16 protein-coding genes are annotated in these 22,361 nt (G+C 60.7%); 11 read left to right on the top strand and 5 right to left on the bottom strand.

Annotated features, from left to right (window positions below; all coding sequences use genetic code 11):
* Positions 1 to 249 precede the first annotated feature (249 nt).
* From PspCFBP13509_RS05225 to glnA, 3 genes are all read right to left on the bottom strand, one after another.
* Positions 250 to 675 carry a cupin domain-containing protein gene (locus tag PspCFBP13509_RS05225; protein ID WP_065925749.1) on the bottom strand — a complete coding sequence of 142 codons (426 nt, stop codon included), beginning with the start codon at positions 673 to 675 and terminating at the stop codon, positions 250 to 252.
* A gap of 98 nt (positions 676 to 773) precedes the next feature.
* Positions 774 to 1,313, bottom strand: a complete 540-nt coding sequence (locus tag PspCFBP13509_RS05220) for a chorismate mutase (RefSeq protein ID WP_065925748.1) — start codon at positions 1,311 to 1,313, stop codon at positions 774 to 776.
* Between the two features lie 274 nt (positions 1,314 to 1,587).
* Entirely contained in the window at positions 1,588 to 2,994 is a 1,407-nt protein-coding gene (gene glnA, locus PspCFBP13509_RS05215; RefSeq protein ID WP_024072899.1) for a glutamate--ammonia ligase, read from the bottom strand.
* Positions 2,995 to 3,328: 334 nt separating this feature from the next.
* Here glnA and thiI point away from each other — a divergent pair, with 334 nt between their 5' ends.
* Complete coding sequence (thiI, locus tag PspCFBP13509_RS05210) at positions 3,329 to 4,783, top strand: tRNA uracil 4-sulfurtransferase ThiI (RefSeq protein WP_065925747.1); 1,455 nt, start codon at positions 3,329 to 3,331, stop codon at positions 4,781 to 4,783.
* A gap of 139 nt (positions 4,784 to 4,922) precedes the next feature.
* Complete coding sequence (typA, locus tag PspCFBP13509_RS05205) at positions 4,923 to 6,743, top strand: translational GTPase TypA (protein WP_032890153.1); 1,821 nt, start codon at positions 4,923 to 4,925, stop codon at positions 6,741 to 6,743.
* Between the two features lie 246 nt (positions 6,744 to 6,989).
* On the opposite strand, the gene PspCFBP13509_RS05200 is transcribed toward typA, so the two are convergent.
* Entirely contained in the window at positions 6,990 to 7,424 is a 435-nt protein-coding gene (locus PspCFBP13509_RS05200; RefSeq protein ID WP_024072902.1) for a YkgJ family cysteine cluster protein, read from the bottom strand.
* Positions 7,425 to 7,662: 238 nt separating this feature from the next.
* Here PspCFBP13509_RS05200 and PspCFBP13509_RS05195 point away from each other — a divergent pair, with 238 nt between their 5' ends.
* The 6 genes from PspCFBP13509_RS05195 to PspCFBP13509_RS05170 all read left to right on the top strand — a co-directional run bounded on the left by PspCFBP13509_RS05195 (position 7,663) and on the right by PspCFBP13509_RS05170 (position 17,265).
* Positions 7,663 to 10,113, top strand: a complete 2,451-nt coding sequence (locus tag PspCFBP13509_RS05195; RefSeq protein ID WP_065925746.1) for a glycogen/starch/alpha-glucan phosphorylase — start codon at positions 7,663 to 7,665, stop codon at positions 10,111 to 10,113.
* A 133-nt stretch (positions 10,114 to 10,246) separates the two neighbouring features.
* Positions 10,247 to 13,762, top strand: coding sequence for a DUF2339 domain-containing protein (locus tag PspCFBP13509_RS05190; RefSeq protein ID WP_137211654.1), 3,516 nt, complete (start codon positions 10,247 to 10,249; stop codon positions 13,760 to 13,762).
* Positions 13,762 to 15,114 carry a DUF3999 domain-containing protein gene (locus PspCFBP13509_RS05185; protein WP_137211687.1) on the top strand — a complete coding sequence of 451 codons (1,353 nt, stop codon included), beginning with the start codon at positions 13,762 to 13,764 and terminating at the stop codon, positions 15,112 to 15,114. The genes PspCFBP13509_RS05190 and PspCFBP13509_RS05185 overlap by 1 nt, the downstream gene beginning before the upstream one ends.
* Before the next feature lie 109 nt (positions 15,115 to 15,223).
* Entirely contained in the window at positions 15,224 to 16,234 is a 1,011-nt protein-coding gene (locus tag PspCFBP13509_RS05180; protein WP_027605062.1) for a class 1 fructose-bisphosphatase, read from the top strand.
* A 176-nt stretch (positions 16,235 to 16,410) separates the two neighbouring features.
* Entirely contained in the window at positions 16,411 to 16,665 is a 255-nt protein-coding gene (locus PspCFBP13509_RS05175) for a hypothetical protein (RefSeq protein WP_027605061.1), read from the top strand.
* A 30-nt stretch (positions 16,666 to 16,695) separates the two neighbouring features.
* On the top strand, positions 16,696 to 17,265 hold the full coding sequence (locus tag PspCFBP13509_RS05170; RefSeq protein WP_027605060.1) for a lipocalin family protein: 570 nt from the start codon (positions 16,696 to 16,698) through the stop codon (positions 17,263 to 17,265).
* 129 nt (positions 17,266 to 17,394) lie between these two features.
* Here the strand turns inward: PspCFBP13509_RS05170 and PspCFBP13509_RS05165 are convergent, their stop codons facing one another.
* Positions 17,395 to 18,759, bottom strand: a complete 1,365-nt coding sequence (locus PspCFBP13509_RS05165) for a formimidoylglutamate deiminase (RefSeq protein WP_137211653.1) — start codon at positions 18,757 to 18,759, stop codon at positions 17,395 to 17,397.
* 147 nt (positions 18,760 to 18,906) lie between these two features.
* Here PspCFBP13509_RS05165 and hutC point away from each other — a divergent pair, with 147 nt between their 5' ends.
* The 3 genes from hutC (at position 18,907) to hutU (ending at position 22,251) form a co-directional block, all read left to right on the top strand.
* On the top strand, positions 18,907 to 19,617 hold the full coding sequence (gene hutC / locus PspCFBP13509_RS05160) for a histidine utilization repressor (RefSeq protein WP_223841674.1): 711 nt from the start codon (positions 18,907 to 18,909) through the stop codon (positions 19,615 to 19,617).
* Positions 19,614 to 20,174, top strand: coding sequence for a HutD/Ves family protein (locus PspCFBP13509_RS05155; RefSeq protein ID WP_065925743.1), 561 nt, complete (start codon positions 19,614 to 19,616; stop codon positions 20,172 to 20,174). The genes hutC and PspCFBP13509_RS05155 overlap by 4 nt, the downstream gene beginning before the upstream one ends.
* 406 nt (positions 20,175 to 20,580) lie before the next feature.
* Positions 20,581 to 22,251, top strand: coding sequence for a urocanate hydratase (gene hutU / locus PspCFBP13509_RS05150; RefSeq protein WP_027605056.1), 1,671 nt, complete (start codon positions 20,581 to 20,583; stop codon positions 22,249 to 22,251).
* Positions 22,252 to 22,361: the final 110 nt, after the last annotated feature.

Genomic DNA, 22,361 nt, shown 5'->3' with positions numbered 1-22,361 from the left:
CAAGGAAAATGCAAAAACCAAACCAAGGCTCCGAAAAGAAGCGTTAATCCCCTGAAATAGGGGTTTAAGGCGCGAAACTGTGGCGTTCTGCCAGCTTGGCCGGGAAGTTTCGAACCAAAATGGGGTGAGTCAGTGGGAAGGGTGCAGGTCGTCGCACCAATATAGTGCGGTTTTGTGAGGTTTGTTCAGGAAGTGATGAGAGAGGGCTCTCGGCGGCTGTGCGAGAGCGATCTCAGTGGTGGGGCTTTATCAGTGTGGCTGGGAGAGTGGCATGCCCGCGCTGCCGGCGTAAAAGACCAGCAGTTCCACCGGTGTGCTCCCGGTTCTGCCGCGATGGACTGTGCCTACCATCTCGGCCAGGGTTTGCCCTTGTGTCAGGGTGAGGGCTTGCCCACCTTTACGGGCTTCAACGATCAACTCGCCCGAGAGGATATACGCTGCGTTCGGCATGGGGTGGCTGTGCCAGGGTAACTGCGTATTCGCGGGGATCTTGAGTCGCAACAGCGTGAGTTCCGGCGGGCCGGAGGGATAAGCCTTGTAAGGTGTTCCGTCCCATGAAGCGCTGCTCTGCAGCAGGATTTCCTTTTCGATTTGCACGACGACTTTCGGCTGGCTGCTGCAGCCTAGGGCAGACAAGCAGGCCGCTGTTGCGATCAAGCATTTGAGGGCTTCCATGGTTGGTTTCATCCCGTTCGCTGAGTGGCCGGTCAGGCTACGATCGCTGTTCGGGGAGGGATGCCGGAAGGTGCCTAAAATAATGTGGGTGTCATCCGTTATTGGCCTGTGCGAATACACAGCTCGGCCGTGGCGCGGATCATCGCCAGTTGCCGCAGCGGGTCGTTCAGCGGCTCATGCACCGCTTCGGCCAGCCAGTGAGGGCACTGCGGGTCGGTACGTTGGGGGGTGAAGTCCGCCAGTTGTTGCAGCAGGCGTGTTTGCAATTGATCCAGCTGCGGGCGAATCTGCTTCACCAGGTCCGGGCGCGGATCGTCGGGTGCCTTGCCCTGGAACTGCCAATCGGACAGGTGGGTGTACTGCACCAGCTTGTTTGCCTCGATCTGGGCCGAGAAGAATTGCTCGGCGGCGGCGGGTGCCAGTTTGTAGCTCGGCGCCTGGGCGACAACGCTGGCGATCACTTCTTGTTCGCGCTTCTTATCTTCCACCGGTTTTTTGCTGTCCCATTTGCTCAAGGCCACCTGGTCGGCGATCTCCAGGCGCTCGGCGATGCTGTTGAGTAAAGGCTCAAGCGTAGGTGGCGCAGCCAATGCACTGGCGCTGATAAAGAACAAAGTGAACGCAAGTCGATGTTTCAAAGGAAATCCCCCTGTAGGAGCGAGCTTGCTCGCGAAGGTCGTTAACGATAACGCGTAAATGTTGAAGAAATGCGGTGCCCTGGCGTTTTTCGCGAGCAAGCTCGCTCCTACAGTGGTCGCGTAGGGCTCAAGCCAACCCCAAATCCACCGCCCTCCGTCTTCGATGGTCAGCCATATGCTCGACCGCCGAGCAGCCACCTGACAATCCCCAGGCAAAAAAAGACCTCCCGAAGGAGGTCTTTTCGCATCACGCCACCTTAGCAGCGCTACCGGATCAGCAGCTGTAGTACAGCTCGTATTCCAGTGGGTGTACGAAGGTGCGTACTTTGATTTCTTCTTCGCTTTTCAGCTCGATGTAGGCATCGATGAAGTCGTCGCTGAATACGCCGCCTTTGGTCAGGAACGCACGGCCCTTGTCCAGCTCTTCCAGGGCTTCTTTCAGGCTGCCGCACACTTGTGGGATCTCTTTGGCCTCTTCAGGCGGCAGGTCGTACAAGTTTTTGTCGGCGGCGTCGCCAGGGTGGATCTTGTTCTGGATACCGTCCAGGCCGGCCATGACCAGGGCAGCGAAGGCCAGGTATGGGTTGGCTGCTGGATCCGGGAAGCGAGCTTCGATACGGCGAGCGCGCGGGCTGGATACGTAAGGAATACGGATCGAGGCGGAACGGTTGCGAGCCGAGTAGGCCAGCATGACCGGTGCTTCGAAACCTGGGACCAGACGCTTGTAGGAGTTGGTCGACGGGTTGGTGAAGCCGTTCAGGGCCTTACCGTGCTTGATGATGCCGCCGATGAAGTACAGGGCGGTGTCGGACAGGCCGGCATAACCTTCGCCAGCGAAGGTGTTCTTGCCTTCTTTGGCGATGGACAGGTGAACGTGCATACCCGAACCGTTATCGCCGTACAGCGGCTTAGGCATGAAGGTAGCGGTACGGCCGTAGGCATCAGCCACGTTGTGTACGCAGTACTTCAGGGTCTGGACTTCGTCAGCCTTGGCGACCAGGGTGTTGAATTTCACACCGATTTCGTTCTGGCCGGCAGTCGCCACTTCGTGGTGGTGAACTTCGATGACCAGGCCCATTTCTTCCATGGCGTTGCACATGGAGGTACGGATTTCGTGGTCGTGGTCGAACGGCGGAACCGGGAAGTAGCCACCTTTGATGCCTGGACGGTGGCCTTTGTTGCCGCCTTCCACGTCCTGGTCGGACATCCACGAACCTTGTTCGGAGAAGATCTTGAACATCGAACCGGAGATGTCGGACTTGAACTTGACCGAATCAAAGATGAAGAATTCCGGCTCCGGGCCTACGAATACGGTGTCGCCGATACCGGTGGACTTCAGGTATTCCTCGGCACGCTTGGCGATCGCACGTGGGTCGCGGTCGTAGCCTTGCATGGTCGAAGGCTCGATCACGTCGCAGACGATGATCAGGGTTGGGTCTTCGGTGAACGGGTCGAGGACGGCAGTGCTGTCGTCCGGCATCAGGATCATGTCGGAGGCTTCGATGCCTTTCCAGCCAGCGATGGAGGAGCCGTCGAACATTTTGCCTTCTTCGAAGAAAGCATCATCCAGCGCGTCGCGAGCCGGCATGGTCACGTGGTGCTGAGTGCCTTTGGTGTCCGTGAAGCGCAGATCAATCCATTTAACGTCATGATCTTTGATGAGTTGAACCGACTTCGACATAGTGTCCTCCGGGTGGCTTCGGGCTGGGGTAGTGGAGTTAGCCCTTAGAATGTGGGTGATGCCGGCGCGGATAGTCCGCCATGGCAACCTGCCTCACAAGAGAGCAAATTGCATGCCAGTGCGCCAACATGGGTTTTTTGCTCCAAAAACGCCCTATAAAGGGTACATAGCGACAAAAGCCTGAAATACGAGCACCGAAATGTGGCGCAAGGCGATGCAAATGCACCCCTTTAGTGCGAGTCGAGTGTTGTGCATATTAACTGGTTAAACCTTGAGCGATTTCCGCTATAATCCGCGCCCCCCTTTTTCGGCAGGCCCTGCGCGCGCTGTTTCCATGAAATTAATCGTTAAAGTCTTCCCCGAGATCACCATCAAGAGCCGACCGGTACGGATGCGTTTCATCCGTCAGTTGGCCAAGAACATCCGTGCCGTGCTCCGCGATCTGGACCCGGCTGTGGTGGTGAACGGTGTGTGGGACAACCTCGAGCTGGAAACCCGCCTGACCGACGTCAAAGCCTTGAAGGACATGACCGAGCGCCTGAGCTGCATGCCGGGTATCGCGCATTTCCTGCAGGTGGATGAGTACCCGCTGGGGGACTTCGACGACATCACCGAAAAATGCAAACGGCACTTCGGCGACAGCCTTGAAGGCAAGATTTTTTCGGTGCGGTGCAAGCGTGCCGGCAAGCACCCGTTCAGCTCCATGGACGTCGAGAAATACGTCGGCAGCAAGCTGCGTCGCGAGTGCGGCGCCGCCGGAATTTCCCTCAAGGCGCCGCAAATTGAAGTGCGCATGGAAATTCGCGACCAACGGTTGTTTGTGATTCACAGCCAGCACGACAGCATCGGCGGCTACCCGCTGGGCGCCCTGGAACAGACCCTGGTCCTCATGTCCGGCGGTTTCGATTCCACGGTAGCGGCCTACCAGATCATGCGCCGCGGCCTGATGAGCCACTTCTGCTTCTTTAACCTGGGCGGGCGTGCACACGAATTGGGCGTGATGGAGGTTGCGCACTTTATCTGGAAGAAGTACGGCAGCTCCCAGCGCGTGCTATTTGTGAGCGTACCGTTCGAGGAAGTGCTGGGCGAAATTCTCGGTAAAGTCGATAACAGTCATATGGGCGTAGTTTTGAAGCGTATGATGTTGCGCGCAGCGTCCCGAATCGCCGATCAGTTGCAGATCGACGCGCTGGTGACCGGTGAAGCGATTTCCCAGGTTTCCAGCCAGACGCTGCCGAACCTGTCACTGATCGACTGCGTGACTGAAAAGCTGGTACTGCGTCCGCTGATCGCCAGCCACAAGCAGGACATCATCGACTTGGCAGAAGAAATCGGCACCGCCGACTTTGCCAAGCACATGCCTGAATATTGCGGGGTCATTTCGGTGAACCCCAAGACCCACGCCAAGCGCAACCGCGTGGAGTACGAAGAACAACAGTTTGATATGGCGGTTCTGGAGCGTGCGCTCGAGAACGCCAAGCTGGTCCCGATCGATCGTGTGATCGACGAACTGGGCCAGGATGTGCAGATCGAAGAAGTCAGCGAAGCCCTGGCCGGACAAATCGTCATCGACATCCGTCACCCGGATGCCGCTGAAGATGAGCCGCTGGAAGTCGCCGGCATCGACGTACAAACGCTGCCGTTCTATGCATTGAACGCGCGTTTCAAGGAACTGGATAACAGCCGTCAGTACCTGTTGTATTGCGACAAAGGCGTGATGAGTCGCCTGCATGCCCACCATTTGCTCAGTGAGGGGCATGCCAATGTGCGCGTTTATCGACCGAGCTAAGAGCCCGGGGCTGTTTGCCTGTGGCCTGCGTCACCGGCCCCCCGACTCTGCCGTCAAGCTGTAACGGCAAGGCCTGACTCTACTGTTAATCGCTGCCACGACCTGTCAGCACACCGAATCCTCTGATCGAGATACACAAGTGATCGAAAATCTACGTAACATCGCCATCATTGCTCACGTTGACCATGGTAAAACCACCCTGGTAGACAAACTCCTGCGTCAATCCGGCACCCTGGAGCGCAACGAGCTCAACGACGAGCGCGTGATGGACTCCAACGACCAGGAAAAAGAGCGCGGTATTACCATCCTGGCAAAAAACACCGCTATCAACTGGAACGGCTACCACATCAACATCGTGGATACCCCGGGCCACGCCGACTTCGGCGGCGAAGTAGAACGCGTAATGTCGATGGTTGACTCCGTTCTGCTGCTGGTTGACGCTCAAGACGGCCCTATGCCGCAAACCCGTTTCGTGACCAAGAAGGCTTTCGAAGCCGGCCTGCGTCCGATCGTGTGCATCAACAAGGTTGACCGTCCAGGCGCGCGTCCGGACTGGGTTCTGGACCAGATCTTCGACCTGTTCGACAACCTGGGTGCCACCGAAGAACAGCTGGACTTCAAAGTCGTCTACGCCTCGGCCCTGAACGGCATTGCCGGTCTGGAACACACCGACATGGCTGAAGACATGACCCCGCTGTACCAGTCGATCGTCGACAACGTACCGGCGCCTAAAGTTGACCGTGATGGTCCGTTCCAGATGCAAATCTCGGCACTGGACTACAACAGCTTCCTGGGTGTTATCGGCGTTGGCCGTATCGCTCGTGGTAGCGTCAAGCCGAACACCCCGGTTGTTGCTATCGGCGCCGACGGCAAGAAGCGTAACGGTCGTATCCTGAAGCTGATGGGTCACCACGGTCTGCACCGTATCGACGTTGAAGAAGCTTTCGCTGGCGACATCGTCTGCGTGAGCGGCATGGACTCCCTGTTCATCTCCGACACCCTGTGCCAGCCGGACAACGTTGAGGCGATGAAGCCTCTGACCGTCGACGAGCCAACCGTTTCCATGACCTTCCAGGTAAACGACTCGCCTTTCTGCGGTAAAGAAGGCAAGTTCGTGACTTCCCGTAACATCAAGGAACGTCTGGACAAAGAGCTGCTGTACAACGTTGCACTGCGCGTTGAAGAAGGCGACTCGGCTGACAAGTTCAAGGTTTCCGGCCGTGGTGAGCTGCACCTCTCGGTACTGATCGAAACCATGCGTCGCGAAGGCTTCGAAATGGGCGTTGGTCGTCCAGAAGTGATCATCCGTCAGGTTGACGGCGTGAAGCAGGAACCGTTCGAAAACGTCACCATCGACACCCCGGAAGAATCCCAGGGCAAGGTCATGGAAGAGATGGGTCTGCGTAAAGGCGACCTGACCAACATGGTGCCGGATGGCAAAGGCCGTGTGCGTCTGGAATACAACATTCCTGCTCGTGGTCTGATCGGTTTCCGTAACCAGTTCCTGACCCTGACCAACGGTGCTGGCATCCTGACCTCGATCTTCGATCGCTACGACACCATGAAGTCCGGCGACATGTCCGGCCGTCAGAACGGTGTTCTGGTATCGGTAGAAACCGGCAAGGCCCTGACCTACTCCCTGGAAACCCTCCAGGCGCGTGGCAAGCTGTTCGTTGAGCACGGTCAAGAGATCTACAACGGTCAGATCGTTGGTCTGAACAGCCGTGACAACGACATGGGCGTCAACCCAACCAAAGGCAAGAAGCTCGACAACATGCGTGCTTCGGGCAAAGACGAAACCATCGCCCTGGTCCCACCTGTTCGCTTCACCCTGGAACAGGCCCTGGAATTCATCCAGGACGACGAGCTGTGCGAAGTCACGCCTAAGTCGATCCGCCTGCGTAAGAAGATCCTGGACGAAGGCGAGCGTACCCGCGCTGCCAAGAAAGCCAAGAACTGAGTTAACTCAGGCTGAATGAAAAACGCCCCCGGTCGAAAGGCCGGGGGCGTTTTTTTTGCCTGCAATTTGTGTTGTGCGGGCTCTTGTAGTGAGCGGGCTTGCCCCGCGCTGGGTGGCGAAGCCACCCCAAATCCAGGCACCTGAGTTTTATCTGGAAAAATGCAGAGACCGGGTTAGGGCCGCTTCGCAGCCCAGCGCGGGGCACGCCCGCTCACCACAACAAGCCCGCTCACTACAAGGTTGTGATCAGAACTTGTCGAGGGTCTTGAACTTGGTCTCGCGCACCACTTCCTTCGGCTTGTACGCGCAATACCCCGGGCGCGGCCCAATCTTCGGGTGGTTGCGGCAAGTATCCGGGCGCTTGTCATAAATAGTGCAGAAGCGCGTCTTACGATCCAGGTACAGGCAGTCGTTGTTGCTCATGCGCTGCAGGGTAAAAATCTCGGATTTGTTGTTGTAGCGCTCGACGATGCCTTCCTTCTGCAACCGCTTGGCGATGTTCTTCGGCGGGTCGCCGCGCTCGAATTCATCGACGATGCCAATGCGGATCAGGTCCTTGATCTTCACCTCAACCGGCAGCGTGCAGCAGCTGGACACGCAGCCGCCGCACATATGGGCGGAATATTTCTGCCAAGTCTCGAGACGGTCGAGTTCCGCGGCGGCGATCAGTTGAGGCTTCATCGGGGTTCCAAAAGGTGGGGCTGTATCCGGGCGCGCGATCATACCGGGATTGGTGGTTTTTTGAACAATATTTTGCGTATTTCAGCTCAAAGGCTGGACATGGGCCGATCGGGCACGACCCCTGCATCAAATGCCTGTAAAGGTGAATGAGTTAAAAAACTGCCGAACCAGAGCGTCTACCGTCTGTCAGACCGACTAGGCTCTAGCAACTCTTTCAATCTCGCCCGAGGTCACACCGATGTCTCAGGAACCGCTTGCACGAGAAGCAGAGGTAGCCGCATTCCGCGATGCTGTCTTGACCAAACTCACCTACGCGGTGGGCAAAGACCCGGACCATGCCTTCGACCATGACTGGTTCGAAGCCATTGCCTTGGCCGCCCGCGACCAGATGGTCGACCACTGGATGGATCACACGCGGCGTATCTACCGCAAAGGCCAGAAGCGGGTTTATTACCTCTCCCTGGAATTCCTTATCGGCCGCCTGCTCTACGACAGCCTGAGCAACCTCGGCGTGCTGGAGATCGCTCGCGAAGCCTTGTCCGAGCTGGGTGTGGACCTCGAACGCATTCGCCTGCTGGAGCCCGACGCGGCGCTTGGCAACGGCGGCCTCGGCCGTCTGGCCGCGTGCTTTATGGAAAGCATGTCGACCTTGGGCATCGCCGGCCATGGTTATGGCATTCGTTATGAGCACGGCTTGTTCCGCCAGGCGATTGTCGATGGCTGGCAGCAGGAACAGACCGAACGCTGGCTGGATTTCGGCAACCCGTGGGAATTCGAGCGGGCCGAGGTGATTTACCCGATTGGCTTTGGCGGCAGCGTCGAGACCCTGCCGGATGCCTCCGGCAAGCTGATCCAGGTGTGGACGCCCAACGAAACCGTGCGTGCCGTTGCCTACGACACCCCGGTGGTCGGCTGGCGCGGCGCCAGCGTGAATACCTTGCGCCTGTGGCGTGCCCGTGCGGTGGAAGACCTGCACCTGGAGCGCTTCAACGCCGGTGACCACCTGGGCGCCGTCGCCGAAGTGGCCCGCGCCGAGAGCATCTCCCGAGTGCTTTACCCGGCGGACAGCACCGAAGCGGGGCAGGAACTGCGCCTGCGCCAGGAATACTTCTTCGTCGCCGCCTCCTTGCAAGACCTGTTGCGCCGCCACAAAAACATGCACGGCTCGGTCCTGAGCCTGGGCGAACACGCGGCGATCCAACTCAACGACACCCACCCCTCGATCGCCGTGGCTGAGTTGATGCGCCAGTTGGTCGACCTGCACGACATTCCGTGGGAAGCCGCGTGGGATGTGACCGTCGAAACCCTGTCGTACACCAACCACACCCTGTTGCCCGAAGCCCTGGAAACCTGGCCGGTCGGCCTGATGGAACGCATGCTGCCCCGGCACATGCAGATCATCTACCTGATCAACGCCCAGCACATCGATGCGCTGCGCGCCAAGGGCATCCATGACTTCGACGTGCTGCGCGCTGTGTCCCTGATCGAAGAAGACAACGGCCGCCGTGTGCGCATGGGCAATCTGGCGTTCCTCGGCTCCCACAGCGTCAACGGCGTGTCCGGCCTGCACACCCAACTGATGCGCAGCACGGTGTTCTCCGAACTGCACAAGCTCTACCCGGAGCGCATCAACAACAAGACCAACGGCATTACCTTCCGCCGCTGGCTGTACCAGGCCAACCCCAAGCTCACCGATATGCTGGTGGAAGCCTTGGGCCCGGACATTCTCGACAACATCGAAACCCGCCTGGGCGAGCTGGAAACCTTCGCCGAGAAACAGACCTTCCGCAAAGCCTTTGCCGACCAGCGCCTGCATAGCAAGCGTGCGCTGGCCGAGATCATCCATGAGCGCCTGGGCATTTCGGTGAACCCGGCGGCGATGTTCGACGTGCAGGTCAAGCGTATCCACGAATACAAGCGCCAGTTGCTCAACCTGCTGCACACCGTGGCGCTGTACCAGGCGATCCGTGCCGAGCCGGGCACCGACTGGGTGCCACGGGTGAAGATCTTCGCGGGCAAGGCGGCGGCCAGCTATCACCAGGCCAAGTTGATCATCAAGCTGACCAACGACATCGCGCGCACCGTCAACAACGACCCGACCGTACGTGGGCTGCTCAAGGTGGTGTTCCTGCCCAACTACAACGTCAGCCTGGCGGAAAGCATCATCCCGGCGGCGGACTTGTCGGAGCAGATCTCCACCGCCGGCTTTGAAGCCTCGGGCACCAGCAACATGAAGTTCGGCCTCAACGGCGCGCTGACCATCGGCACCATGGACGGCGCCAACGTGGAGATGCACGAGCGCGTGGGCGCCGATCACATGTTTATCTTCGGTCTCAGCGCACAGCAGGTCGAGGCACGTAAACACGCCGGGGAATTCAACGCCGGGCCCGATATTGCGGCGTCCCATCGTCTGAACGATGTGCTGCAAGCGATTCGGGGCGGGGTGTTCTCGCCGGACGATCCGGGCCGCTATGTGGGCTTGATCGACGGGTTGATCGACTACGACCGCTTCCTGGTCTGCGCCGACTTCGATTCCTACTGGGACGCCCAGGCGCGGGTCGAAGCGCATTGGCATGATTCCAAGGCGTGGTGGCGTTCGGCGGTGCTCAATACCGCACGGATGGGCTGGTTCTCGTCGGACCGGACGATCCGCGAGTACGCTACGGAAATCTGGAAAGCCCTCGACTAGATCTACTGTAGGAGCGAGCTTGCTCGCGAAAAACGCCAACGATAACGCGTGCTTTCTGATTTAACGCGGTATCTTTGCGTTCTTCGCGAGCAAGCTCGCTCCTACAGCACGGTTTGTTTAGGGAATATCGACCATGCAATGGATTTTCATGCTGATTGGCCTGGTGCTCGGCTGGACGCTCGATGAGTCGTTCTATGATGCGGGCATTGGTGCGCTGTTGGGGTTGGGCATTGGCCAGGCGATTCGCCTGTCGAAGCTGGCGGCCCAGGCGCAGCAACAGGCTGCTCAGTTGGAAGCCACGCAGAAGGCGTTGATCGCCCTGGGTGAGCGCCTGCGGCAACTGGAAGTACCCACGCCGACACGCACTGTCATCGTCGAGCCGCCTGTCCCTGAGGTGGCACCTGTCGCCAAGGCGCCTGAACTGGTGTGGGAGCTGCCGGCTGAATTGACGCCTGTCGCCATGGTCGCCGAACCGAGCCAGCCCTTGCCGGATGACGTCTGGACGCCTGCCCCGACGCCACGCCCGCCTCAAGAACCTGCCGCTCCCCGTGGCCCCAACCTGATCGAACGCGCCATCAGCGGCGCACGCAATTGGCTGTTTGGTGGCAACACCGTGCTGCGTGTCGGCGTGGTGCTGCTGTTTCTCGGCCTGGCGTTCCTGCTGCGCTACGCCACCGAAGGTATGGTGGTGCCGATCGAACTGCGTTACGCCGGCGTTGCGGCGGCGGCCCTTGGCCTGTTGGGCCTGGGCTGGTGGCTGCGGCTGCGCAACAGCAACTACGGCTTGATGCTGCAAGGCACCGGGATCGCGGTGCTGTACCTGACGGTGTTTGCCGCGATGCGCCTGCACCCGTTGATCGACCCGAGCGCGGCGCTGGGCCTGCTGGTGGCGGTCACGGTGTTCTCGGCGATCCTGGCGATTACCCAGGATGCGCTGGGACTGGCCTGTGCGGCAGCGCTCGGCGGCTTCGCGGCGCCGATCCTCACGTCCACCGGCGCCGGTAATCATGTCGCGCTGTTCAGTTATTTTGCCCTGCTCAATGCCGGTATCCTCGCCATCGCCTGGTTCAAGGCCTGGCGCCTGCTCAACCTGATCGGCTTTGTCGGCACCTTCGGTATCGGCTTTGCCTGGGGCATGCGTTCCTATACGCCTGAGTTGCTGTGGAGTACCGAGCCGTTCCTGATCCTGTTTTTCCTGATGTACCTGGCTATCGGCCTGTTGTTCGCCCGGCGCAAGTTGCGGGAGATGGGCGACGCGCCCGAAGGCCGTGATGCGTTGTTGCGCTGGTCGGCATCCAAAGGCGACTACGTCGATGGCAGCATGCTGTTCGGCCCGCCGCTGGTGGGGTTTGGCCTGCAGTTCGCGCTGGTGCAGCACCTTGAGTTCGCCGCGGCGTTCAGCGCGCTGGGCCTGGGCATCCTCTACATGGGCCTGGCCCGCGTGCTCAGTGGCGGGCGCGCCTTGCTGCTGGCGGAAACCTGCCTGGCCCTGGGGGTGATCTTTGCCAGCCTGGCGATTCCCCTGGGCCTCGATGCCCGATGGACCGCAGCCGCCTGGGCGGTGGAAGGTGCCGGGGTCTTCTGGCTCGGCTTGCGCCAGCAGCGGCCGTTGGCGCGGGCATTTGGCCTGTTGCTGCAATTGGGCTCGGCGCTGGCGTTTCTCAGTGAGCTGCGCATCGGCGAACACACGCTGCTGGAGGGGGCGCCCCTGGGGGCGTTGCTGCTGGGCGCGGCGTTGCTGTTCAGCTTCGACCAACTGCGCAGGGCCGCGACGGAGCAGGCGGCGGAGTGGGAGCGCAAGGGCCTGCCGGTTCTGGCCAGCCTCGGCCTGGCCTTTGTGTACCTGCTCGCGCCGCTGTTGTTGCTGACTCAAGGCACTGCCATCAGTTGGGCGCTCGCCGGCCTGGCGACCCTGTTCATCGGCTTGCGGATTGGCTCGCGCACCTTCCTGTTCACGGCGTTTGCCGTGCAACTGCTGGGCGGGGCGTTGTTCCTGCTGCGCTTGCAAGGCGGCGACTCGGCAGCGGTATTCAACGCCGGCTGGAGCGGCCTGCTCAGCGCGTCGTTGATCGGCCTGGCGTTGATCGGCGGCATGCTGCTGGCGGCGCGCGATGACATGGTGCGCAGCGATGTACGGCTGTTGCGCGGGCTGTCCGTGGTGCTGCTGGCCGGGTTGGTGCTGATCAACCTTGCCGTGCTGTTTGTACTGCCATGGGAAAGCGCCAGCGGTGTGTGGGCGGCCAGTGGGTTGTTGATCATCTGGTTGAGCCTGTACCTGCAACAGCGCGTCAGTTTCGTGTTCGGGTTACTGCTGCAAGTGATCGGCGGCGCGTCGTTCCTGCTGGCGGTGCCGGAGCTGCTCGGGCCTTTGACCAGCGAGGGCCTGCGTCCCCTGGGGCATAGCGGGTTCTGGACACCGATGGTGTTGGGCCTGGCCGCCTTGATCGGTGCCTGGCGCCTGCAGCGTGAACCCCATGCGCCGGTGTTTGCCGTACTCAAGCTGCAACGCCTGTCGGACCTGCTGCTGGTGTGGGGCGCGGCGTGGTGGGCGTTGGCGCTGATCGCTGAAGTGCTGCGGTTTATACCCGATGAGCTGCGGGGTGCGCTCCTGCTGGGTAGTGCGGCGGTCAGCGTGGCGATCTGGGCGTTGCTCGCGACGCGCCTGCGCTGGGCCTCCCTGGGCATGCTCTGCACCCTGTTGATGCCGGCGGCGGGGATGGTATTGCTGGTGTCTGCGCATAATTATTACCACCCGGCAGCGCACTACGGCTGGCTGGCCTGGCTGGCTGTGTTCGGGGCGCATTTCATCGCGCTGCGGCGTTTGGCGACGCTGGTGCCGGCCACCGTCCTGAGCGTTGCTCACGTGTTGGGTTGCTGGATGCTGATCGGCGTATTGGCGCTGGAGCTGCGCTACGGCCTGTTGTTGCTGTCGAGCGAATACAACGCCTGGCGCTGGCTGGGCTGGGCAATCCTGCCAAGTCTGTACCTGGTGCTGGCTGCTGCACCGCGTCGCTGGCCGTGGCCGGTGTCGGCGTATCCACGGGAATATCGAGTGCTGGCGGCACTCCCATTGGCGGTGCTGATGCTGGGCTGGTTCTGGCTGGCGAATACCTTCAGCGACGGCACGGCCAGGCCGCTGCCCTATGTGCCGTTGCTCAACCCGCTGGACCTCGGCTTGCTGTTTGCGCTGCTGGGCGTGTACCTGTGGTCGCGCAGCGTGGCGCCGCAACGCGGGCCGCGTGCTGAATTGATCGCCCAAGGCATTGCCGGTATTTCGCTGTTCGCGTTCTTTACGGCCCTGGTGATGCGCACCGCACACCACTGGGGCGGCGTGCCGTTCCATCTGGATGGGTTGCTGGAATCGATGTTGGTGCAAGCCGGCCTGTCGATTGTCTGGACCCTGATCGCCCTCGGCCTGATGATCGGCGGTCACCTGCGCCATCGTCGCGAAGTGTGGCTGATCGGCGCGGCGCTGATCGCGGTGGTGGTGGCCAAGCTGTTCTTTGTCGAGCTGAGCAACCGTGGCGGCCTGGCGCGGATCGTGTCGTTTATCGGCGTGGGCGGGTTGTTGCTGGTGGTGGGCTACTTTGCGCCGCTGCCGCCCAAGCGTGCCGAACCTGTGTTGGACACTGAAGGAGCATCCCCTTGATCGGTAAGTTGAGCGTGGTCGTGCTGGGCATGTGTACGACATTGTCGGCGTGGGCGCTGGAAACGCCGGCCGACTTCAGCAGCCAGGTGCCGCTGAGCGTCAGCGGCAACGGCCCCTGGTATCGCCTTGAGTTGCCCTTGGCCGTGCAACTGAATGCGCGCCAGGCTGACCTCAGCGATGTGCGGGTGTTTAACGCTGCCGGTGAACCCCAGGCCTACGCGCTGTCGCGTCAAGCGTCGCAACGCACCGAAAGTCGTGAAGTCACCGACGTGAAGTGGTTCCCGCTGTACGCCGCCGACACCCAGGCAACCTTGCCCGGTGTGGTGATGAAAACCACGGCCGAAGGCACCCTGGTGGAAATCAAACCGTCCACCGCACCCAAGCCCGGCAAGCAGGTGCTGCGTGGCTGGGTGCTCGATGCCAGTAAAATCAAGGCGCCGTTGCAGCAGTTGAGCCTGGACTGGAGCCGCGAGCAGGAGGGCTTCCAGCGCTTCAGCATTGAAGCCAGTGATGACTTGCAGCACTGGCAATCCTGGGGGGATGGGCAAGTGGCGCGTTTGTCGTTTGCCGACGAGCGGGTCGAGCAGCATGACGTCAGTTTGCCGGGCCAGTCCGCGCGTTACCTGCGCCTGGTGTGGAAGGGGCAGGCGGCACCGTTGCTGACCTCGGCCAGGTTGGCCAGTGCCACCAGCAGCAGCCTGCCGCTGCCGCTGGTATGGTCGCAGCCGCTCTCGGGCACGCGGCTCAAGGCGGGTGAGTACAGCTGGAAGTTACCTGCAGGGCTGAGCGTCGAACGTTTGCGTATCGAGTTGAAGCAGCCCAATACGCTGGCGCCGGTGACCCTGGCGGGGCGACGTGACAGCAATCAAGCCTGGCAGCCGCTGAGCAATGGTCTGCTCTACCGCCTGACCCAGAATGGCCAGGACGTGGTGCAGGACGAGTTGCAACTGCCCGGCCAGACGGTCGCCGAACTCAAGTTGCAGGTCGACGAGCGCGGCGGTGGCCTGGGCGTCGAAGCGCCGGCCCTGCACTTCGCGGTGCGCGCCACGCAGTTGGTGTTCCTGGCGCGGGGCGAGCCGCCGTTCACGCTGGCGCTGGGGAATGCTTCGGTGAAGGCGGCGAACCTGCCGTTGTCGACGCTGATCCCGGATTACACCGCCGAGCGCCTCAACACCTTGGGACAGGCCAAGGTGGCCGGGGCCGTCGCGGTCACTTCGCCAGCGGTCCCTGCGGCTGTCGACAGCGGGCCGAACTGGAAAAAACTCGGACTCTGGGCCGTATTACTGCTCGGCGTGGCGGCGCTGGGAGGCATGGCCTACAGTTTGCTGCGCAAGCCGCCGGAGGCACGTTAAATAAAGTCCATGAACTCTATTGGGTTTAAATCCTCTGATAGGAGGAAATACACCCCCGACTCGCGTTAAACTGCGCGGGTTTTTAGCCCCCCCTTCATCGGAGCCTTCCATGTCCCGCGTTACCTTGAGTCGCTATTTGATTGAGCAGACCCGCAGCAACAACACGCCTGCCGATCTGCGCTTCCTTATCGAAGTGGTGGCGCGTGCTTGCAAGGAAATCAGCCACGCCGTGTCCAAAGGCGCATTGGGTGGTGTCCTGGGCAGCATGGGCACTGAAAACGTGCAGGGCGAAGTGCAGAAGAAGCTCGACGTGATTTCCAACGAAATCCTGCTCGAAGCCAACGAATGGGGCGGTCACCTGGCCGGCATGGCGTCCGAAGAAATGGACAATGCCTACCAGATCCCGGGCAAATACCCGAAGGGCGCCTACCTGCTGGTGTTCGACCCACTGGACGGTTCGTCCAACATCGACATCAACGCCCCGGTCGGCACCATCTTCTCGGTACTGCGTTGCCCGAACGAATACCTGAGCCAGAACGAAGCCCTGAACGAAAAGGCCTTCCTGCAGCCGGGCACTGAGCAGGTCGCTGCCGGCTACGCGATCTACGGCCCACAGACCATGCTGGTGCTGACCCTGGGCGATGGCGTCAAAGGCTTCACCCTGGACCGTGAAATGGGCAGCTTCGTCCTCACCCATGAAGACATCACCATTCCGGCTTCCACCCAGGAATTCGCGATCAACATGTCCAACCAGCGCCACTGGGAAGAGCCGGTCAAGCGCTATGTGAACGAGTTGATGGAAGGCGAAGAAGGCCCGTTGAAGAAGAACTTCAACATGCGTTGGGTCGCGGCGATGGTGGCCGACGTACACCGTATCCTGACCCGTGGCGGCCTGTTCATGTACCCACGCGACAGCCGCGAGCCGTCCAAACCGGGCAAACTGCGCCTGATGTACGAAGCCAACCCGATGTCCTTCCTGGTAGAACAGGCGGGCGGTGCGTCCACCGACGGCCACCAGCGCATCCTCGATATCCAGCCCGACGGCTTGCACCAGCGTGTGGCGGTGTTCCTGGGTTCCAAGGAAGAAGTTGAGCGTGTGACCGCCTACCACAAGAAGTAAGCTGCGGCGATAAGTGAACGGCGTTGTTGTGAGCCGGTTCACCCTTAAAGAAGCCCCGAAACGTTTCAGCGTTTTCGGGGCTTTTTTGTTTTCGTTCGTCGGGAACCAGACACCTCTTTTCCCTTCTAAGCTTCTGGCAGATACCCAAGCTGCTTCGTCCCTCCAGGAGTTATTCCATGTCGTTACGCCGTCTCGCTTTGCTGGCCTTTTGCGTGCTGTTGGCCGCTTGCAGCAAGGTCAATCAAGAAAACTACGCAAAGTTGTCGGCCGGCATGCCTAAGGCCGAGGTGGAGTCGCTGCTGGGCAAGCCGACCGATTGTTCCGGCGCACTGGGCATGTCCAGCTGCACATGGGGCGATAAAAACAGCTTTATCAGCGTTCAATATGCCGGTGACAAAGTTCTGATGTTTTCCGGGCAAGGCCTGAAGTAAACCGGGGCGAAAGCCTGCGGGAGAAGAAGAATGATGCGTTTTGTTTTGTTCCTTTGCGCCAGCCTGTTTTTGGCGGGCTGCGCCAGCCATTCTGGCGATGATCTGCAACCCAAGACAGCGAGCAACGTCAACCTCAAGCGTTACCAGGGCACCTGGTATGAGTTGGCTCGATTGCCGATGTACTTCCAGCGCAACTGCGCGCAGTCCGAAGCCCGCTACACATTGCTGCCTGATGGCGATATGTCGGTATTCAACCGCTGCCTCACCACCGAGTGGAAGTGGGAAGAAGCCAAGGGCACGGCCACGCCGCAGGTGCCTGGCAAGACCGACAAGCTCTGGGTGGAATTCAACAACTGGTTTACGTCACTGCTGCCAGGCGTCGCCAAGGGCGATTACTGGGTGCTGTATGTCAGCGATGACTACAAGACCGCCATCGTCGGCAGCCCGAGCCGGCGCTATATGTGGATCCTTTCGCGCACGCCGACGGTCAGTGCGGACACCCGTGAAGACCTGTTGAGCAGGGCGCGGCAGCAAGGGTATGACACCACGCGGTTGATCTGGCGCACGTCGGATAAGCAGATGGCCAAGACTTCGCAATAACCCGGGATCACTACAGATCCAATTGTGGGAGGGGGCTTGCTCCCGATAGCGGTGTATCAGCAGATTATTTCTAGCTGACACACCGCAATCGGGAGCAAGCCCCCTCCCATATTTGTTATGTGTTGCCTGTCAGCTCAGCAAATCTCTCAAGACTTCAGTGAACGCCCGGTTGCTTTCTTCCTCGCCGGCATGCCGCCCATCGCGCACCACCCACTTGCCGTTCACCAGCACATCGCGCACTTGCCGATCACCACCGGCGAACAGCCAGCGATTGAGGATGCCGTCTTGTGTCGCTGTCGCCAGGTAAGGGTCGTTACCGTCCAGCACGATCCAATCCGCACGCTTGCCCACTTCCAGTCGACCTATCGGCTGCCCCAGCGCTTGTGCGCCGCCGTCCAGCGCCGCATCGAACAACGTACGGCCGACCATCGGCTGGTCGCTGCGATACAAGCGATTGCGCCGTTGATCGCGCAGGCGTTGGCCGTATTCCAGCCAGCGCAGTTCTTCCACCACGCTCAGTGATACATGGCTGTCGGAACCGATGCCCAGGCGTCCGCCCTGGGCGAGGAAATCCACGGCCGGGAAAATCCCGTCGCCCAGGTTGGCTTCGGTGGTCAGGCACAAGCCGGCAATCGCGCGGCTCTTGGCCATGCGCGTCACTTCTTCCGGGTTGGCATGGGTCGCGTGCACCAGGCACCAGCGTTCATCGACCTCGACGTTGTCGTACAGCCATTGCAACGGGCGTTTGCCGCTCCAGGCCAGGCAGTCGTCGACTTCCTTTTGCTGTTCGGCGATATGGATATGCACAGGGCACGTCTTGTCGCTGGCGGCCAATACTTCATTGATCTGCTGTGGTGTAACCGCGCGCAGGGAGTGGAAGCACAAGCCCAGTTGCTGCGCCGGTTGCGCCGCGAGGATCGGTTTGAGGCGCGCCTGCAGGTCCAGGTAGTTTTGGGTGCTGTTGATAAACCGTCGCTGGCCCTCATTGGGCGCCTGGCCGCCGAACCCGGAGTGGGTATAGAGCACCGGTACCAGCGTCAGCCCGATACCGCTGCTCGCTGCGGCTTGGCTGATCTGCCGCGACAGTTCCGTGCGGTCGGCGTACGGCTGACCGCTGACGTCATGATGCACGTAGTGGAATTCGGCCACCGAAGTGTAGCCGGCCTTGAGCATCTCGATGTACAGCTGGCGGGCAATCACCTGCAGTTGCTCCGGGCTGATCTTGCCGACCATGCGGTACATCAGGTCGCGCCAGGTCCAGAAACTGTCATTCGGGTTGCCGGCCACTTCGGCCAACCCGGCCATGGCGCGCTGAAAGGCGTGGGAGTGCAGGTTCGGCATGCCCGCCAATACCGGGCCCCTGAGCCGTTCGGCACCGTCTGCGCTGGCGTTGGCCTCAACCTGTGTCAGCAGGCCATCGGCGCTGACTTCAAGACGTACATCGTTGGCCCATCCACTAGGCAGCAGCGCGCGTTCGGCAAAGAAAGCGGACATGATTAGAGCACCCCGGTCGTGTGTTTATTTGTATATACATATACAGACGTTTGCCTGCTCGGTAAACTCCGGCAATCTATGCATCTTTTCCCCTTGCAAGGATTCCCTGTGCCGACTCCGCCCGCCAAGTCTTCACTGGCTGCCCACATGGACGAAAGTCCGGCGCCCTTGTATGCCCGCGTCAAACAGATGATCAGCCAGCAGATCCTCAACGGCAACTGGCCGCCCCATTACCGCGTACCGTCGGAGAGCGAACTGGTCAGCCAGTTGGGCTTCAGCCGCATGACCATCAACCGTGCCCTGCGCGAGCTTACCGCCGAAGGTTTGCTGGTGCGCATGCAAGGTGTCGGTACGTTCGTCGCCGAGCCCAAGAGCCAGTCGGCGCTGTTCGAGGTGCACAACATTGCCGATGAGATCGCCTCCCGCGGTCATCGGCATACCTGCCAGGTCATCACCCTGGGCGAAGAGGCTGCCGGTTCCGAGCGCGCCGTCGCCCTGGAAATGCGCGAAGGCGGGCGGGTGTTCCACTCGTTGATCGTGCATTACGAAAACGATATTCCCGTGCAAATCGAGGACCGTTTCGTCAACGCCCTGGTCGCGCCGGAGTACCTGCAACAGGACTTCACCCTGCAAACCCCCTATGCCTATCTCAACCAGGTGGCGCCGTTGACCGAAGGCGAGCATGTGGTCGAAGCGATTCTCGCCGACGTTGCCGAGTGCAAGTTGCTGCAGATCGAGCCGAGCGAGCCGTGCCTGTTGATTCGCCGGCGTACCTGGTCCGGTCGTCAGCCGGTGACTGCCGCGCGTTTGATCCACCCCGGCTCCCGCCACAGCCTGGAAGGACGGTTCAGTAAATGAGTGCAGTAAAAGTCTGGCGCGCCGCCGATTACGCGCGCATGCCGTGGAAAAACGGCGGCGGCAGTACCGAAGAAATCACCCGCGATGCCGGCGAGGGCCTGGAAGGCTTCGGCTGGCGCCTGTCGATTGCCGATATCGGCGAGTCTGGCGGTTTTTCCACCTTTGCCGGCTACCAGCGCGTGATCACCGTGATCAAAGGCGCAGGCATGGTGCTGACCGTGGATGGCGAGGAGCAGCGCGGGTTGTTACCGCTGCAACCGTTCGCCTTCAAAGGCGACAGCCAGGTTTCATGCCGCTTGATTACCGGGCCGATCCGCGACTTCAACCTGATCTACTCGCCCCAGCGTTACCATGCGCGGTTGCAGTGGGTGGATGGTGTGCAACGGTTTTTCAGCACGGCGCAGACGGTGCTGGTGTTCAGTGTGGCGGATGAAGTGAAGGTGCTGGACGAGGTACTGGGCCATCACGATTGCCTGCAAGTGGACGGTAACAGCGGTCTGCTGGATATTTCCGTCACGGGTCGCTGCTGCATCATCGAACTGACCCCGCGGGGTTAAAAAATGTGGGAGGGGGCTTGCTCCCGATAGCGGTGGATCAGTGGGTATATCCTGGGCTGACACACCGCAATCGGGAGCAAGCCCCCTCCCACATTTGTTTTTGTGTCGCTTATAGAATCTGTTTCCAGTCCCTGCACCAATTTGTTACCGAACGCCCCAGTTCGGCGCAAAACCGCGCTGTCGTGACACACCTCCCTCGCTATAAAACCCCTTCGCAAGAAATTTCATCACGCCTCGAAGCCTTAATTTACAAGGCTCGCACACGCTTTTCGGAAAAATCCTAACACCTCTCTCGGAAAGTTGGCCGCTTGATTGCATATGCTTGTATGTACAAGTAAAGATGTGTGCGTAAGACTCTCCTTCGCACCATCCATGTTCGCGCATCGATCGCCGAGGAGTTCTTGTTGTGACCAAGCCTACAAAATACCGTGACGTCGAAATCCGCGCCGCCCGCGGTAACAAGCTCACCGCCAAAAGCTGGCTGACTGAAGCGCCGCTGCGCATGCTCATGAACAACCTCGACCCGCAAGTGGCCGAGAACCCCAAGGAACTGGTGGTGTACGGCGGTATTGGCCGTGCAGCGCGCAACTGGGAGTGCTACGACCAGATCGTCGAGAGCCTCACCCACCTGAATGACGACGAAACCCTGCTGGTGCAATCCGGCAAGCCGGTCGGCGTGTTCAAGACCCACAGCAATGCCCCGCGTGTGCTGATCGCCAACTCCAACCTGGTACCGCACTGGGCCAGCTGGGAGCACTTCAATGAACTGGATGCCAAGGGCCTGGCCATGTACGGCCAGATGACCGCCGGCAGCTGGATCTACATCGGCAGCCAGGGCATCGTCCAGGGCACCTACGAAACCTTCGTCGAAGCCGGTCGCCAGCATTACGACAGCAACTTGAAGGGTCGTTGGGTCCTCACCGCCGGCCTCGGCGGCATGGGCGGTGCCCAGCCTCTGGCCGCAACCCTCGCTGGCGCGTGCTCGCTGAACATTGAATGCCAGCAGGTCAGCATCGATTTCCGCCTCAACAGCCGCTATGTCGACGAGCAGGCCACCGACCTCGATGACGCCCTGGCCCGCATCGCCAAGTACACAAAGGAAGGCAAGGCCATCTCCATCGCGTTGCTGGGTAACGCCGCTGAAATCCTGCCGGAACTGGTCAAGCGTGGCGTGCGCCCGGACATGGTTACCGACCAGACCAGCGCCCACGACCCGCTCAACGGTTACCTGCCGGCCGGCTGGACCTGGGACGAATACCGCGCCCGCGCCAAGACCGAACCGGCTGCCGTGATCAAGGCCGCCAAGCAGTCGATGGCAGTGCACGTCAAAGCCATGCTGGACTTCCAGAAGCAAGGCATCCCGACCTTCGACTACGGCAACAACATCCGCCAGATGGCCCAGGAAGAGGGCGTGGAAAATGCCTTCGACTTCCCAGGCTTCGTACCGGCGTACATCCGTCCGCTGTTCTGCCGTGGCATCGGCCCGTTCCGCTGGGCTGCGCTGTCGGGCGACCCGCAGGACATCTACAAGACCGACGCCAAGGTCAAAGAGCTGATCCCCGATGACGCACACCTGCACAACTGGTTGGACATGGCGCGCGAGCGCATCAGCTTCCAGGGCCTGCCAGCGCGTATCTGCTGGGTTGGCCTGGGCCAACGCGCCAAGCTCGGCCTGGCGTTCAACGAGATGGTGCGTAGCGGCGAGCTGTCGGCACCGGTGGTGATCGGTCGTGACCACTTGGACTCCGGTTCGGTCGCCAGCCCCAACCGCGAAACCGAATCCATGCAGGACGGTTCCGACGCCGTGTCCGACTGGCCGCTGCTCAACGCCTTGCTCAACACCGCCAGCGGCGCGACCTGGGTTTCGCTGCACCACGGTGGCGGCGTGGGCATGGGCTTCTCCCAGCACTCCGGCATGGTGATCGTCTGTGACGGGACCGACGAAGCGGCCGAGCGCATCGCCCGCGTGCTGCACAACGACCCGGCCACCGGTGTGATGCGTCATGCGGACGCCGGTTACCAGATCGCCATCGACTGCGCCAAAGAGCAGGGCCTCAATCTTCCAATGATCAAGTAACCAATGTGGGAGGGGGCTTGCTCCCGATGGCGGTGTATCAGCCAATAGGTCTGGTGACTGACCCACTGCTATCGGGAGCAAGCCCCCTCCCACAGTTGAGCGGCGGCGAC

Origin of the sequence: Pseudomonas sp. CFBP13509, assembly GCF_005233485.1 — a bacterium.
Classification (GTDB): Bacteria; Pseudomonadota; Gammaproteobacteria; order Pseudomonadales; family Pseudomonadaceae; genus Aquipseudomonas; species Aquipseudomonas marginalis.
Note: the sequence above shows the minus strand (reverse complement) of the source record. Positions and strands in the feature narration are given on the sequence as shown.